This window comes from Rhodobacteraceae bacterium D3-12 (genome assembly GCA_025916135.1).
Classification (GTDB): domain Bacteria; phylum Pseudomonadota; class Alphaproteobacteria; order Rhodobacterales; family Rhodobacteraceae; genus JAKGBX01.
Genome location: CP104793.1, coordinates 674,681 through 689,918, shown reverse-complemented (window position 1 = coordinate 689,918; position 15,238 = coordinate 674,681). Strand labels below are relative to the sequence as shown.

General features: G+C 60.9%; 12 protein-coding genes and 2 pseudogenes. 3 read left to right on the top strand and 11 right to left on the bottom strand.

Annotation, left to right across the window (positions count from 1 at the left end):
• Positions 1-16: 16 nt before the first annotated feature.
• From N4R57_03415 to N4R57_03405, 3 genes are all read right to left on the bottom strand, one after another.
• Positions 17-916: a DMT family transporter gene (locus N4R57_03415; protein ID UYV38153.1), complete on the bottom strand. Its 900-nt coding sequence runs from the start codon at positions 914-916 to the stop codon at positions 17-19.
• The gene (locus N4R57_03410; GenBank protein ID UYV38152.1) at positions 913-2,097 is read right to left on the bottom strand and encodes a M24 family metallopeptidase; all 1,185 of its coding nucleotides are present in this window, start codon (positions 2,095-2,097) and stop codon (positions 913-915) included. The genes N4R57_03415 and N4R57_03410 overlap by 4 nt, the downstream gene beginning before the upstream one ends.
• A gap of 68 nt (positions 2,098-2,165) precedes the next feature.
• A complete protein-coding gene (locus N4R57_03405) occupies positions 2,166-3,287 on the bottom strand; it encodes a zinc ABC transporter substrate-binding protein (GenBank protein UYV38151.1) in 1,122 nt (373 codons plus the stop codon).
• Between the two features lie 108 nt (positions 3,288-3,395).
• On the opposite strand from N4R57_03405, the gene N4R57_03400 reads away from it, so the two are divergent.
• From N4R57_03400 to N4R57_03390, 3 genes and pseudogenes are all read left to right on the top strand, one after another.
• Entirely contained in the window at positions 3,396-3,875 is a 480-nt protein-coding gene (locus N4R57_03400) for a transcriptional repressor (GenBank protein UYV38150.1), read from the top strand.
• Positions 3,872-4,653, top strand: a pseudogene (locus tag N4R57_03395) (metal ABC transporter ATP-binding protein). The gene N4R57_03400 and the pseudogene N4R57_03395 overlap by 4 nt, the downstream one beginning before the upstream one ends.
• Positions 4,650-5,450, top strand: a complete 801-nt coding sequence (locus N4R57_03390) for a metal ABC transporter permease (protein UYV38149.1) — start codon at positions 4,650-4,652, stop codon at positions 5,448-5,450. The pseudogene N4R57_03395 and the gene N4R57_03390 overlap by 4 nt, the downstream one beginning before the upstream one ends.
• A 7-nt stretch (positions 5,451-5,457) precedes the next feature.
• On the opposite strand, the gene N4R57_03385 is transcribed toward N4R57_03390, so the two are convergent.
• The 8 genes and pseudogenes from N4R57_03385 to N4R57_03350 form a co-directional block, all read right to left on the bottom strand.
• Positions 5,458-7,050, bottom strand: a complete 1,593-nt coding sequence (locus N4R57_03385) for an acyl-CoA dehydrogenase family protein (protein UYV38148.1) — start codon at positions 7,048-7,050, stop codon at positions 5,458-5,460.
• Positions 7,050-7,922: an amidohydrolase family protein gene (locus N4R57_03380; protein UYV38147.1), complete on the bottom strand. Its 873-nt coding sequence runs from the start codon at positions 7,920-7,922 to the stop codon at positions 7,050-7,052. Before N4R57_03380 ends, N4R57_03385 begins: the two co-directional genes overlap by 1 nt.
• A 98-nt stretch (positions 7,923-8,020) precedes the next feature.
• Positions 8,021-9,838, bottom strand: a complete 1,818-nt coding sequence (locus N4R57_03375; protein UYV38146.1) for a feruloyl-CoA synthase — start codon at positions 9,836-9,838, stop codon at positions 8,021-8,023.
• Entirely contained in the window at positions 9,816-10,301 is a 486-nt protein-coding gene (locus tag N4R57_03370) for a MarR family transcriptional regulator (GenBank protein ID UYV39503.1), read from the bottom strand. The genes N4R57_03375 and N4R57_03370 overlap by 23 nt, the downstream gene beginning before the upstream one ends.
• A 24-nt stretch (positions 10,302-10,325) precedes the next feature.
• A pseudogene (locus tag N4R57_03365) lies at positions 10,326-11,085 on the bottom strand (crotonase/enoyl-CoA hydratase family protein).
• A gap of 175 nt (positions 11,086-11,260) precedes the next feature.
• Positions 11,261-13,165, bottom strand: a complete 1,905-nt coding sequence (locus N4R57_03360; GenBank protein UYV38145.1) for an FAD-dependent monooxygenase — start codon at positions 13,163-13,165, stop codon at positions 11,261-11,263.
• Between the two features lie 210 nt (positions 13,166-13,375).
• Positions 13,376-14,074 carry a fumarylacetoacetate hydrolase family protein gene (locus N4R57_03355; GenBank protein ID UYV38144.1) on the bottom strand — a complete coding sequence of 233 codons (699 nt, stop codon included), beginning with the start codon at positions 14,072-14,074 and terminating at the stop codon, positions 13,376-13,378.
• Positions 14,071-15,108, bottom strand: a complete 1,038-nt coding sequence (locus tag N4R57_03350) for a cupin domain-containing protein (GenBank protein ID UYV38143.1) — start codon at positions 15,106-15,108, stop codon at positions 14,071-14,073. Before N4R57_03350 ends, N4R57_03355 begins: the two co-directional genes overlap by 4 nt.
• Between the last annotated feature and the right edge of the window lie 130 nt (positions 15,109-15,238).

Sequence of the window (15,238 nt, the reverse complement as noted above, 5' to 3'; positions counted from 1 at the left end):
CCCGTTCTAGCCCGGTCTACCCCGTCGCCCGGTTCACCATGAACACCCCAACGACCGAGATCACAAATCCAACAAACGCCAACGGCGCAAGCGTCTCGCCCAGCAACACCCAAGCGATCAGCAACGCCAAAGGCGGCACCAGATAGAGCAGCGCCGAAATCCGTGTCGCGTTCCCTCGCTGCACCAAGCCAACAAAAAGCGTAACGGAAATCAACGAGTTGCCAACCACCAGATAGGCCAGCGAGATAACCAGCTTGGGGTGCCATTCGATCACCTGCGTCTCGAACAGCAACGCCACCGGCAACAGCGTGCCAAACCCCACGACATATTGCACCAACGCCCCGACCAACGGATGCGTGCGAAACCCGTGGCGTTTTTCAAACAGCGTCGCGCTGGTGATGCCCAACAACGCCCCCGCCGCGAACATCAACGCCACCCATGGGCTCGCCCCCAGCGTATCACCCGACACAATCACCAGAACCACGCCGCCAAAGCCCAGAACAAGCCCCAGCCAAAGCGCGCCCGTGCCCCGGTTTTCGGGCCACATCCATACCCCCGCCCCCGCCACCAACAGCGGCTGAAGCGCCATGAAAATCGCCAATGTGCCCGCATTCACCCCGGCCTTGAACGCCATATAACTCAGGCCGAAATACACGCTCTGGATCAAAAACCCGGTCAGCGCGAGTGCGCCCCAATGCGCCGCGCCCTTCGGCCACGCCACCCGCATAAACGCCAGCAATCCACCAAGGATCACAACCGAAAACCCATAGCGCAGAACCAGCATCGTGAACGGCTCGACATAGGGCAAGCCCAGCTTGGCAAAGCTGTATCCCCCGGCCCAGAACACCACAAAAATCGCAGGCGCCAAACGCCAGATCAACGGCGTTCCCGCCGCCGGTTCCACCGCCGCGCTCATGGCTTCACAAACAGCTTTCTTTCGATGTCACAGAACGTCTCCGCCGGACCCTCTTCGCGGATCAGAATGCTCTCGGTTGTCTCAAGGCCCCAGTCGTCCATCCACAGCCCCGGCATGAAATGAAACGTCATTCCCGGCTCCAACACGGTCTCGTCCACCTCGCGCAACGACACCGTCCGCTCGCCCCAATCCGGCGGATAGCTGAGGCCAATGGGATAGCCACAACGCGCCCCGCGCTCGATCCCCGCACGCTCCAGAACCCCGCCCAAAGCGTTGGCAATATCACAGGCCCTGTTGCCCGCCCGCGCCGCCTCAAGCCCGGCTTCCAGCCCCTCGCTCAGCACCTCCGCCACGTCCAGCATCACCTGCGGCGGCTTGCCCAGATGCACGGTCCGGCACAGCGGCGCGTGATAGCGCCGGTAACACCCGGACAGCTCGAAAAACGTCGCCTCGCCCGCGCGCATTTCGGCCCCGTCCCACGTAAGATGCGGCGCGCTTGCATCCGCCCCTGACGGGGTCAGCGGCAGGATCGCGGGGTAATCCCCCCAATCCTCGCCCACGCCATAGACACCGGCCTGCAAAATATCGCCCACCAGCTCGTTTTTGCGCTTGCCCGGCTCGGCTCGTTCAATCGCAAGGGTGATCACCTTCTCGGAAATCCGCGCGGCACGGCGCATGAAATCAAGCTCTTCACCCGATTTGATATTGCGCTGCCAGTTGACCAAAGCCGTGGCATCCACAATCTCTGCCCCCGGCAAGGACTCGACCAAACTCAAATGCGCCTTGGCCGAATAATAGTAGTTCTCAAGCTCGACCCCGATCCGCGCAGAGCCATGGCCAAGCTCCTGTAAAAGCTGGCCCAGATGCTGCATCGGGTGGCGCTCGGTCGATTGCACATAAGCGTCGCCATAGGGCATGACCTGCGCATCATCCATCCAGACCGTGCGCCGCGCACCGCGCCCGTCCATGCTGCGCCCCCACCAGACGGGCGCACCCTCCGGCCCTAGGATCACCCCCTGATGCACGTAAAAAGACCAGCCATCATAGCCGGTCAGCCACGCCATATTCGACGGGTCGGTGACAAATAAAACTTCAACACCCGCCCGCGCCATCGCGGCGCGGGTCTTGGCGATACGGCGGTCATATTCGCTTTGGGAAAAAGCGGCGTTCTCAATCGGCATCTGGTGGCTCCCTCGCTTGACTGCGCCCATCAACGGCGCTTGTCAGGCGAGGGTCAATGCCAAATGCGTCACTCGGGCGACATACAGGTCGCCATTTCCTGCGCCAGCGCCACGACCAGCGCCGGGTAAAGCGCCGCCCCCTGTTCCAGCTCTACCCCAAGCGGGTCAAGCAAGCCGGTTTTGGCGCTGCTGCCCTCAAACACGGTGTTAACCAACCCGGCGTTGAATTGCGGCTCGGAAAAGACACAGGCCACACCTTGGGCGCGAACGGCATCGCGGATCTCTTTCACCCGCCCCGGCCCCGGCTTGCGCGCATCGCTCATCGAAATCGACCCGATATTGCGAAGCCCAAAGCGGCGCTCATAATACTGATAGGCATCGTGGAACGTGACGAACTTTGCGTCCTTTACAGGGGCAAGGATTTCAGTGGCCTTTGCAATGGCGGCGTCGATCTCGGCAATGCCATCCTTGGCATTCTTGCGATAGGCGTCGGCATTATCCGGGTCCAGCTTGGCCAGCTCTTCGGCCATGGCTGCCATCCAAACCTTACCATTGGCCGGGTCAAGCCAGCTATGCGGGTCCGCGCCCGAATGGTCGTGCCCGTGGTGGTCATGCCCGTCATGGCCGTCGCCGCCCTCGGCATGTTTGTCGTGACCTTCGTGTTTGTTATCACCGTGGTCGCGGCCCTCGTGCTTGTCATCGCCATGGTCGTGACCCTCATGCTTGTCATCGCCGTGGTCATGGCCCTCATGCTTGTCATCACCGTGGTCGTGACCCTCGTGCTTGTGATCGCCGTGGTCATGGCCCTCGTGCTTGTCATCGCCATGCGGAGCAAAGACCGCACTCTCCCTAAAAGGAAATGTTAAGGTATTGGGTATAGTCTGCAGTTCGATGACCTTCGCCTTGGTGGCAAGCGGTTCAACCATTTCTTCCAACCACGGCGTTAACCCGTCGCTAACGAAAAAGACCAAATTCGCTCGATCAAGCGCCTTTGCTTCAGACACCCGAAGCGCATAGCCATGCGGCGATGCACCGGGGCGCACCACAAGGTCGGGCGTGCCAACACCGGCCATCACACGCGCCGCCAGCGAATGTACGGGCGGTATATCCGTCGCCACGTTCGGCACGTCTGCCATCGCCATACCGGCCGCACCGGCCCAAACAACACTCGCCCAAATTCCCGCTTTCATCCGTCGCATCGTGCACCTGTTATGTTGTAACAATCTGCGGCTTGATATATGTGATACGATAACATATCAAGAGCCGAATTTACCGCAACGCTGGCAGGATCCGACGGCATGACATCCAAGGGCTTTACCACGCATGACCACGCCCATTGCATCGACAAAGGCGTCGGCGCCGCCGTTGAATATTGCGCGCGCGAAGGGTTGAAATTCACCCCGCAACGCCGCCGCGTTCTGGAAATCCTGCTCGAAGATCATCGCGCCCTTGGCGCTTATGAGATCCTTGATCGCCTGCGCGAAGAAGGGCTCGGCGCGCAGCCCCCCATCGCCTACCGTGCGCTTGATTTTCTGGTCAGCCACGGTTTCGCGCACAAGATCGAACGCCTCAACGCCTTCACCGCCTGCGGTCATATGGGCCAGAACCACGCGCCCGCTTTCCTGATCTGCCGCGAATGCTCGACCGTGGCCGAAACCTATGCCGACCCGACCAAAGGCGACCTTGGCCGCGCCGCCAAAGAGAGCGGCTTCACAATCGAACGTGCCGTGGTCGAAGCCGAAGGCCTTTGCCCGAAATGTCAGGACACGCCCGAATGAGCCTTATTTCGCTGGCGAATTGCAACGTGTCCCTCGCCGGGAACACAGTGCTGAATAGCGTCGACATCGCCCTAGACCCCGGAGAGATTGTCACCATCGTTGGCCCCAACGGGTCGGGCAAATCCACGCTTTTGCGCACCCTGATCGGGGCGATCACTCCGACCTCCGGCACCCTCACGCGACAGCCCGGCTTGCGTGTCGGCTATGTGCCGCAAAAGCTGCATATCGACCCGAGCCTGCCGCTCACGGTGCGCCGCTTCCTCAGCCTGCCGAACAGGGTCAGCGACGCAGACGCCGCCACCGCACTTACCCGCGCCGGGGCCGAAACGCTGGGAGATCGCCAGATGACCCGCCTTTCGGGGGCCAATTCCAACGCGTTCTCCTCGCCCGTGCGTTGCTCTGTGATCCGCAATTGCTCATCCTTGACGAAGCGACCCAGGGCCTCGATCAACCCGGCTCGGCCTCGTTTTATGAAACCATCGCCCGGCTGCGCGATGACCTCGGCTGCGCCGTTCTCATGGTCAGCCACGAGCTGCATGTGGTCATGGCCGCGTCGGACCGGGTGATCTGTCTCAACGGTCATGTTTGCTGTCATGGCGCGCCCGAACATGTCGCCTCCGCCCCGGAATACCGGGCGCTCTTTGGCACCGGCACCCAAGGCGCTCTGGCGCTTTACCGGCACGAACATGACCACGACCACCACCATGATCATGCGAACGGCCATCATCACGATCATTCGCACGAGCACGACCAAGACCACAACGAGTCCGCACAATGAGCTTCCTCGACGACTTTCTGATCCGTGCCGCGCTCGCCGGCGTTGGCGTCGCCTTTGCCGCCGCGCCTTTGGGCAGCTTCGTCGTCTGGCGCCGCATGGCCTATTTCGGCGATGCCACCGCCCACGCTGCGATCCTCGGCGTGGCGCTGTCGCTGGCCTTTGGCCTGCCGGTGTTCTCTGCGGTTCTGGCGGTGTCGCTGATCGTCGCCGTGACCGTCTGGTCGCTCTCCGGACGCGGCCACACGATGGACACGCTGCTTGGCGTCATTGCCCATTCCGCGCTGGCCTTCGGGCTTGTGGCCGTCGGGTTTTTGCAAGGCGTGCGGCTAGATCTCGCAGCCTATCTCTTTGGTGAAATCCTCGCCGTGTCACGCTGGGATCTCGCCATTATCTGGGGCGGCGCGGCGCTGATCCTCTCGCTGCTGATCTGGCGCTGGTCGGCGCTTCTGACCACAACGCTCAACACCGATCTGGCCTATGCCTCTGGCATCAACCCCAAACGCGAAGAGCTGATCCTCACGCTGGCGCTCGCCCTTGTGGTGGCTGTCGCGATCAAAGTGGTCGGCGTGTTGCTGATCGGCGCGATGCTCATCATCCCGGCCGCCGCCGCCCGCCCCTATGCCACCACGCCCGAGCGTATGACGGTGATCGCCACCGGCATTGCGGTCCTCTCGGCCTTGGGCGGCCTGCAACTCGCCATCTGGTTTGAAACCGAAGCAGGTCCAACCATGGTCTGCCTCGCCGCTGTGATCTTTGCCTTATCCAACCTTACGGCGTCGCTGAAACGCACCGCCTGATCGCGGATCAGGCCGCCTCCTCACCCATCCGCACAAGATAGCCGGGCGCGAACGCGCGCACCCAGCGCCCCGCGCGCGCCGCCACCCGCGTGATGCGCGCCGGTTCGGGGTGCTGTTCTGCCGCGCTTTCCATGCGCGCCCAAAGCGCCGTGAGCAAAGCCATCGCCGTCACCTGCATGAAATCATCGGCCAACACGCTCGCGTCGCGCGCTCCGCGCAGCAGGTCTCGCGCCTCCTGCCATTGGCTCAACACCGCCGAGACACCACCGCCAAACCGCTCTGCCTCGGCCCGCAAGAACTCTTCAAAAGCCTCCGCCTCGGCACCCTTCAGCAACCGCGTCGCCAGCGTGCGTGCGTGAATGCCATTGGCCCCTTCGTAAATCGCCGTGATCCGCGCATCGCGATAGGTCTGCTCAAGCCTGTATTCGCTAAGATAGCCATACCCGCCTAACACCTGCACGCCCAATTCCGCCGCCCGCATCCCGGCCTCGGTGCAATAATACTTGGCCACCGGCGTCAGGAACTCAACCAACGCAGGCGCGTCGCCCCGCTCCATCGTGACAAAGGCCAGATGCGCAATCGCCCGTCCCCCCAGCGCCAGCATGTCAATCTCGTCGAGCATCCGCGCCACATCCGCATGATCCGCCAGAACCGCGGCGCTGCCATCGGGTTTGCGCCCCTGCACCCGCTCTTCTGCGTATGCCCGCGCCACGTCATAGGCCCGCGCCGCATGGGCCACGCCCTGCAACGCCACGTCTGATCGCGCGTGGTTCATCATGGTAAACATCGCCAAAAGACCCTGCCCCTCCTTGCCGATCAACTCGGCCTCGGCCGCATCAAACGCCAATTGACAGGTGGGCGAGGCATGAAGCCCCATCTTTTCCTCGATCCGGGTGACGCTCACGCCATTTCGCGCCCCCTCAACCACGTCGCGCACAGCAAAAAGAGACAACCCCTTAACCCCATTGTCCGAGGTCCGCGCCAGCACCAAATGGAAAATCCCGTCCGACATGTCCTGATCGCCGCCCGAGATAAAGATCTTCTCGCCGGTGATCCGCCAGCCGTCACCACTCTGCTCGGCCCGGCACCGCACTTTGGACAGGTCCGATCCCGCGCCCGGCTCCGTTAGGCACATGGTCGCCAAAAGCTCGCCACTGGCCAGCCCCGGAATATGGCGCGCCTTCTGCTCCTCGGTGCCGAACCGCATCAACACCCGGATCGCGCCGGGCACCAGCCCGGTGACCATCTGCAACGAATGGTTCGCCCCGCTGAACACTTCCGACACGATGGCCAGCATCATCGCGCCCATGCCCTGCCCGCCGAATTCCTCCGGCGCGGTCAGCCCCGGCCACCCCTGCTCAGCATAGGCCTTGTAGAGCGTGCAAAACCCGTCGGGCATCCGCACGCGTCCATCGTCCAAGACACAACCCTGCCGATCGCCCGGCTCATCCAGCGGCGCAATCTCGCCCTCCGCAAAGGCGGCAAAATGCGCCCCGATGTCGCCCGCAAACTCCGCGTCCCACTCGGACAGCGCATGCGCGCCCGCCACGTGGTTGAGCGTAAAGAGAATGTCGTCGAGCGGCGCCTTGAACGGCTTCATCACTCAAAACCCAAAAGCTTCGCCGCGTTGCCCTTGATGATCCCCTCGCGAAGCTCATCCTTGATGCCGATTTTCTCGAAATCACTCAACCAACGCTCCGGCGTGATCATCGGCCAATCCGAGCCAAACAGAACCTTTTTCTTCAAGATGGAATTGCAGTATTTCACAAGGATATCGGGGAAATACTTGGGGCTCCAACCGCTGAGGTCGATATAGACATTGGGCTTGTGCTGCGCCACCGAAAGCGCCTCTTCCTGCCAAGGGAAAGACGGGTGCGCGAGGATGATTTTCATCTCGGGAAAGTCCACCGCCACATCGTCAATCACCATGGGGTTCGAGTATTTCAAACGCATCCCGTTGCCGCCGGGCATACCGCTACCCACCCCGGTCTGCCCGGTGTGGAACAGCGCAATACCGCCCTCCTCGGCAATCGCCTCATAAAGCGGATAAGCCATACGGTCATTCGGCCAGAAGCCCTGCATCGTCGGGTGAAACTTGAACCCTTTGATGCCGAAATCCTTGATCAGGCGCCGTGCCTCGCGCACGCCCATCTTGCCTTTCCACGGGTCAATGCTGGCAAATGGAATAAGCACATCGTCGTTCTCGGCGGCCAACTCGGCAACCTCTTCGTTCTTGTAACGGCGATAGCCCGTCTCGCGCTCTGCATCGACGGGAAAAATCACCGCCGCGATGTTTTGCTCGCGGTAATGCTGCGCGGTTTGCGGCACGGTCGGCGGATGCTTCCAAGGCGCACGAAAATAGCTCGCCATTGTTGATTGCAGATCGTCATAGCCGTCATCTGCATGGCACCCACACGGTTCTTCTGCATGGGTGTGAATGTCGATCGCGCGGACCTTTGAAATGTCTACCATCTGTCGTCTCCAGTTGCTTCACGCCCCGGGCTCGTTCCGGGGCCTCTTGTCCTGTTCGGCGTGGCCCCGGATCGGGTCCGGAGCACGTTTCGCCAGCTTCAAACCACTGTCACCGCCGGGTCATTGTCCGAATAAAGCCGCTCCAGCAGCGCCTTGCGCCGGTCCAGAACCTTGCGATAATTCAGGTTCCCCTTGGCGGTCATCTCTCCCTCGCCCATGTTCGGCGGCTCGGCCAACACCATCGCCCGCCCCACATGCACCGAAGAGCCCGACACCTCGCGCGCCCGCTCCGCCAACCGGCGATGCACCTCGCCCAGCAACAGCTTGTCACTCAGCGCCCCGTCAAGTGCATCACTGGCAAAGCCTTCGCGCTCCAATTCGGCCATGTTGGGAAAGATCATCACACCGATCTGCGCCTTATCGGCCCCCGTTACCACAAGGTCCGCCGCGATCGGCGACAGCAGCGCCAACAGATCAAGCCGCAGTTGCGCAGCCCGCACCCATGTGCCGGTGTTCAGCTTGAAATCTTCCGAGATACGGCCATCGAATTTCATGCCCCGGTTCGGATTTTCCGGATCAACGAATTTCATCGCATCGCCGGTGATGAAAAACCCTTCCTCATCAAAGGCATCCGCCGTCTTTTCCGGGCTTTCGAAATACCCCGGCATGATCGACGGCCCGCGCAACCGCACTTCACAGCGTAGGTCTTCATCCGGGATCAGCTTCAACTCGATGCCGCTCATCGGCACACCAATCCGCCCCGCGCTATCGGTTGGCTCCTGTTGGAACATCGCCGCCGGGGCCGTCTCGGTCAAACCCCAGCTTGAGGTCATCAAAGGCACTTCGCCCTTCACCTCAAGCGCCATGTTTTCAAGCGCCTGCCACATGTCCTGCGGCAGCGATGCCCCAGCATAAAAGATCATATCGAGATCTTCAAAAAACCGCTGCTTCAGGCCCGCATCCGCCTCCAGCGCTTTAATAAGCAAACCAAACCCAACCGGCACGTTAAAGCTCAGCGTCCCTGTCACCATCGACAGGTTTTCCAGCGTCCGTTCGAACAGGCCCTTCACCGGCTTGCCATCGTCAATATACAGCGCGCCGCCATTGGCCAGCATCATGTTAAAGTTATGCGAACCGCCAAAGACATGGTTCCAAGGCAGCCAATCAACGATGCGCTGCACCCGGTCATTCAATTGCGGCAGGCTGTCAAGAATCTGCGCCTGATTCACGCACATCATCTTATGCGTCGTGATCACCCCCTTCGGCGCCGAGGTCGAGCCAGAGGTCAGCAAAATCTTCACCATCGTCTCAGGCGTCACCTTGGCAAAGGCGGCGTCAACGTCGACACTTGCATCGCCCTTCATAAGCTCGCTAAACGGCGTCACCCCCGCTCGTCCGGCAACCCGCGAGGCAACCACTTCAATGTCGTCGAAATCCGGCAGGTTCAGCGCCTCATCATACTGCCCGGCATCCACCACATAGGCCATCTTGGGCCGGACCAGCTCGATCGCGTGCTGCAAGCGCCCATGCGCCCCATGGATCAGCGAATATTGCTCCGCCACCGGCACCGTGGGAATGCCCGCATACTGCGCCGCCAGTGCCAAAAGCCCGTGATCCACCCCATTGCCCGACATGACCAAGATCGGCGTGGCGTTGTTCAATCCCCGTGCCAGCAGGCTCTCGGCAATCGCGCGCACCTGCTCGAGCACTGCACCATAGCGCTCCTCGCGCCAACCCGCGCCGCTGCGCTCGGCGATGAACACCCGCTCGGGTGCGTCCTTGGCCCAACGATGGAGCCAATCCCCGGTCCGCCCTACCGTGTCGCTCATCGCCTTGCGGCTGCGATAAATCATCGTGCCGTCGTCGCGGCGCAACAGTTCGGTGTCATGCGGCTCAAACCGCGTCGTGCGTTTCATCTTTCTGTCCTCCTCCGGCCCGCTCGATCAGGCGCATCACCTCGATCACCTGCGCCCGTTTCTCCTCGTCCAATCCTCCAAGCAACCGCGCCTCATCCGCCCGGTTCGCCGCCGTCGCCTCCTCACAGAGGGTCCGCCCCCTCAACGTCGGGTTCAGCGCATAGGCCCGCCGATCCGTCGGCACCTTGTCGCGCGTAATCAGCCCGGCCGTCTCCAACTCGTCCAGAATGACCACCAGATTGGGTCGTTCAATCGCCAAGGCATCGGCAAGCTGCGCCTGCCTTAACCCTGCATTCTTTACGATCATCGCCAGCGCCGAATAGGTCACCATCCGCAACCCATACGGCTTTAGCGCCTTGTTCAGATCGGCCTGTAAAACCGCCATCGCCCGTTTCATGTGATAGCCGATGAACTGGCGCAGCGGCGCATCGCTGACCGTTTCCACTTGGGTTTGAATGCTCACCGGTTCCGCCAACGGTTCACCCCCAAAGCTCGGAGGCCGCTTTTCAAGGAACGCCGCCAGCCCTTCAACCGCATCCGGGCTGGTCTGGGTCAGCGCAGCACATAGGCTCGGTAAACAGCCCGCCCGCCTTGTCCATATCCTCGATCCGGCTCAGCGCATGGATCATTACATAATTCGACAAAGGCGCGTTCTTGGCGATCTTGCGCGCCAGATCCTGTGCCATCGGCAACGCTTCCCCCTCGCCCACGCTGTAGTGCGCAAGCCCCAGCGTAAAGCCGTCCTCAGCCCCGTATTTGCGTCCGGTCAGCATCATCTCAACCATCCGGTCCGCGCCCAGAATGCGCCCGACCCGCACGCTCGCACCGCCGCCGACATAAATTCCGCGCCGCCCCTCGGGCAGCTGAAAAATGGTCGAAGGCTCGGCGATCCGCACATGGGTCGACGTGGCAATCTCCAGCCCGCCGCCTATCACCGCCCCGAACATGGCGCTCACCACCGGCAGACCGCCATACTGGATCTTGTCCATCACCGCATGCCAGCCGCGCGAATGGCGCATCGTGCCTTCCGCGTCGCGGCTCTTATGCTCGGACAAATCAAGCCCGGAACAATAGTGCCCTTCTGTGCCGGTCAAAACCACGGCCTTCACCCCCTCGGGCGGGTTCGAGAAGAAGGCATCAATCGCCTCCAGCAATTCGTCGCACATCGCATTGCGCTTGCCCGGGCGGTTCATCGTCAGGGTGGCAACCCCGTCCTGCACATCCACCAAAAGAATATCGCTGGCCATGATGCGGCCCTCCAATTAAGTCATTTCAATAATAGTTATAGATCATATCTATTTCCTGACAAGGATTCTTTGTCGCCTTCTTTCCTGGCTCAAATTATCGGCTTCGAAAGGAGCAGGCCGGGACGGACCGGAAGGGCAGGAGCGCCCGAACCAGACCACCCCCGCCGCATCCTTCTCATCCCACCGGCGTCAGAATACCCTCAAAGAACGTCGCCAACGCGCCATAGGCATCAAGCGGCAGAACCTGCGAAATATATTGATCCGGGCGCACCACGATCATGCACCCTTTGCCCCGATCAATCCCGCGCATTTCGTAAATGTCACCCAACCCCTTGTGATCTAGACCGAAAACCTTCTCGTGATCCTGCAAGCCCAATGGGCCTTTCTTGGGCTTAAGCAACGACGGCATCCCATCCAATTCAACCTCGTCAAAAGGAGCCTGAAAGACGGCGCGAAAATCGATCACACTGTCAATGTCCTCGCCCGCGCGGGTAAATCGAACCACGGGCGACGCCGCATCAGCCTCAAGCCACTCGGCGAGCTTGTGCACACCCTTGGCATCCTCGCTTCCGGCAAAGGCATAGATCCGCCAGCGCCCGTCCGCCTCGGCCACATGCCCCAATTGCATTTGCATCGCATCGGCCACCCGAACCACCGGCGCAGAATGAAACCGCCGACCAACCTCTTGCCCGGTGGCCAACGCCTGATGCTCTCCGGTGCCGGTCAAAGCCGACGGCTCGTAACACACGGCCAAGCCACCGGTGAACTCTAGGTTCTCGATAAACTGCTTCTGAAACCGTGGCATATCCGATCCATCAAGCTCGGATTCACCCGGCGGTGCGCTCATGATCCGCGCCCATTCGTGATCCGTGTCCACCAGCCGCTTTGCTTCGGCCCAGCGTTCCTTGGAATAGCTGCGCAGCAACGATGCATCCGCCCGCCCCTGCAACACATGCGCCAGTTTCCATCCAAGGTTAAAGGTGTCTTGCATGGACACATTCATACCCTGTCCCGCCTTGGGGCTGTGGGTGTGACACGCATCGCCTGCGGTAAAAACCCGCGGGTTCCGGTCCTCTCCCTCGGGCACGTCGTCAAACCGGTCGGTCATGCGATGACCAATCTCGTAAACCGACCACCAAACAACCTCTTTCACATCAAGAGCATAGGGGGTCATGATCCGGTTCGCCGCATCAATCATATGCTGAGCGGTGAAATTCTTGCTCGCAACCCGTTCCTCCGCACTCAGCTTGTCAAGCTCGACATACATTCGAAACAGATAGCCCCCCTCGCGCGGCAGGATCAAAACATTGCCCTCGCTGGCAGAGGCAACAAGACATTTCTGCCGGATATCAGGGAAATCGGTATTCGCCAGAACATCCATCACCCCCCAGGCCTGATGCGCCGCATCGCCGTGCAATTTGCCACCAATTGCGCGCCGCACGTTGGAGCGCGCCCCGTCACACCCAACCACATAATTGGCCCGCACAACCTTGGTATCGCCCGCATTCACTCCGGTGTTTTCAAGCGTCACGCTCACCGGGTGGCTGTCCGCCTCCGGGTCCACCACCACATCGCGAACAGCCCAGCCATAATCCGGCTCAAGCCGCGTCGGCGCGTTTTTCATCACGTTGAGGAAAAGCTCATGAACTCGCGCTTGGTTGAGCAAGGTATGGGGCATCTCGGAACTGTCTTCTGGCACATCCTGCACCCGCCCAATGCGGCGGATATGATTGGGCGCCTTCGGGTCCGGCATCCAGAACGCCGTCTGGTTCACCCAATAGGCTTCGCGCTTAACGGTCTCACCAAAGCCGAAGGCCTGAAACATCTCCATCGTGCGTGTGTTCACACCGTCTGCTTGCCCCTTCTCGATCGGTCCGGGCTTGGGCTCAACGATCATCGTCTCGATCTCGGGGAACTGCGCCATCTGCGCTGCAAGACATAACCCCGCCGGACCACATCCCGCGATCAGAACATCCACCGTGTCAGGCAAGGAGCGCCACGGCGCGCTTTCGCGCCGCTTCTCTGCCGCTTGCTTGATATCCGGGTCGCCGCCGCGAAATCCATCAACGTAATATTGCATGATCGCTCCTCTCAGTCTGGTCTGCACGGTTAATAGCTATACTTACTACTTATTGTCAATAATAATAAGCATACTTACCTTAGTGCGACCCCACTACCCCGCAAGCATGACCACTCACGCCTCCAAGCAACGCAACGCAAGCGGTTTCTTTCAAAGAAACCGCCCCGGAATTTTTGAAAAATTCCGCTCCCGTCGATAGCTCAGTTCACTTTATTCAGCCGGATCGATATTCAGAGAAATCGGCGCAAGCCCATCCACACCGCCGGTAATCTTGTCGCCGGCCACCACCGGCCCTACACCTGCGGGCGTGCCTGTCATCACCACATCACCGGGGGCAAGGTGGTAGAACTTTGACAGGTGCATCACCACCTCTTCACAGCTCCAGACAAGCTCCTCCAATGTGGCATCCTGCCGGCTCTCGCCATTCACCTCAAGATGAATGCGTTGTGCGCCAACGGGGCCAAACTCCTCCGCACGGCTCATGTCGCCAAACACCGCTGACCCTTCCACATCTTTGCCAAGATCCCACGGACGCCGCTTATCCTTGCCATCCTGCTGACGATCCCGCCGCGTCATATCCAGCGCACAGCCATACGCGTAGATCGCCGCCTCCGCCTCTTCGGGCGTCGCCCGAAACACCGGCCTGCCAATAGCAAAGGCCAGCTCCATCTCGTGATGATAATTCTCCGTTCCCGGCGGGTAAGGTCGCGTCGCCCCGCTCAGCACCCCGTGGCAGGCCGACTTGGTGAAATACCACGGCGCTTCGCGGTCCACCTCACCCCCCATTTCGGCGGCATGCGCGGCATAATTGCGCCCGACGCAAAAAATCCGCCGCACGGGATAGTCCGCGCTTTCGCCCTTCACCGGAATGGCAAACACCTCTGGTGCGTCAAAAAGATAGCTCGTCATCGTGCGCGTTCCTCATAATATCCAAGTTTCTCCTGCAGCGGGCGGTCATGCACCCGCACCAAAAAGGCCTCATCGCTGGCCTCATGGGTGATCTCTGCGAACACCGGCGCGCTGAATGTGTCTTTCGGACCCCATTCAAACACCTCGCCATTGATCGTTGTACGCCCGCGCCCGCGGACCACATGAAAAGCCGCCGAAGACGACCGCAGATCGGGCGCATGACGACAACCTGCGGGCAGCAGCATCGCGGTGAACCCCATTGTCGGCAAAATATCCGCTCCGGTCTCGGGGTTCACATAGTCGAGCTCGGCAATCTCATCCCCGCCATGGGCCAGCATCGCACGTAGCGCCGCCTCCGTGCGCACCCAAGGATAGCGCATCATCGGATACCGCCGCACGCCGCCCCCATTGCGCCGCGTCGGAGCCAGCCCGGCGCTCAGATACTCAACCTCGCTCGCATCGGGCCGATTGCGTTGCGCCTGAAGCGGACCTTCGGTCGCATAAGAGCCTTCAAGATAGTAAAACAGCGGCAGATCGAGCGCATCGAGCCAAATCACCGGCTCATCGCCATCATGGCCATGATCGTGCCATTCCCCGCCGGGCGTCAGCACCAGATCGCCCTCTTCCATAGGCAGCTTTTCACCGTCAACGACCGTATAAGCCCCCTTGCCTTCCACCACAATCCGAACGGCGCTCGGGGTGTGAACATGGGCCGGGGCCGTTTCGCCGGGCAGCAACAATTGCAGCCCAAGGTAAATCGACGCGGTCGCCTGCATCGCCCCCACCCCGCGCCCCGGATCGCTTAAAACCAGCACCCTGCGCTCTGCCTTTTCTAGCGGTGTAAGCTCGCCTGCGCGAAGCAAAAGCGGGCGGATTTTATCATAGTTCCAATAGCCTGCAATCGTCTGCGGCTGCGGCGCGCCATGCGGCAACACATTGCGCATCATCGGCCAAAGCGGGGCGACCCCCGCGCTTGCCATGTCGTCGCGATACCCCTGCGGCAGCTCTTCCAATGTGCCCAGCGTTTCTCCCATGTCACCCTCTCCCATGTCATCCACCCGAGCCGGCTCTCACCCGCCAAGCCCATAGTATGTATACATACCATTATTATCGCGGTCAAATTTGCAAGCATGCTTACCAAACGCTATTCTTCTGCCAACCACA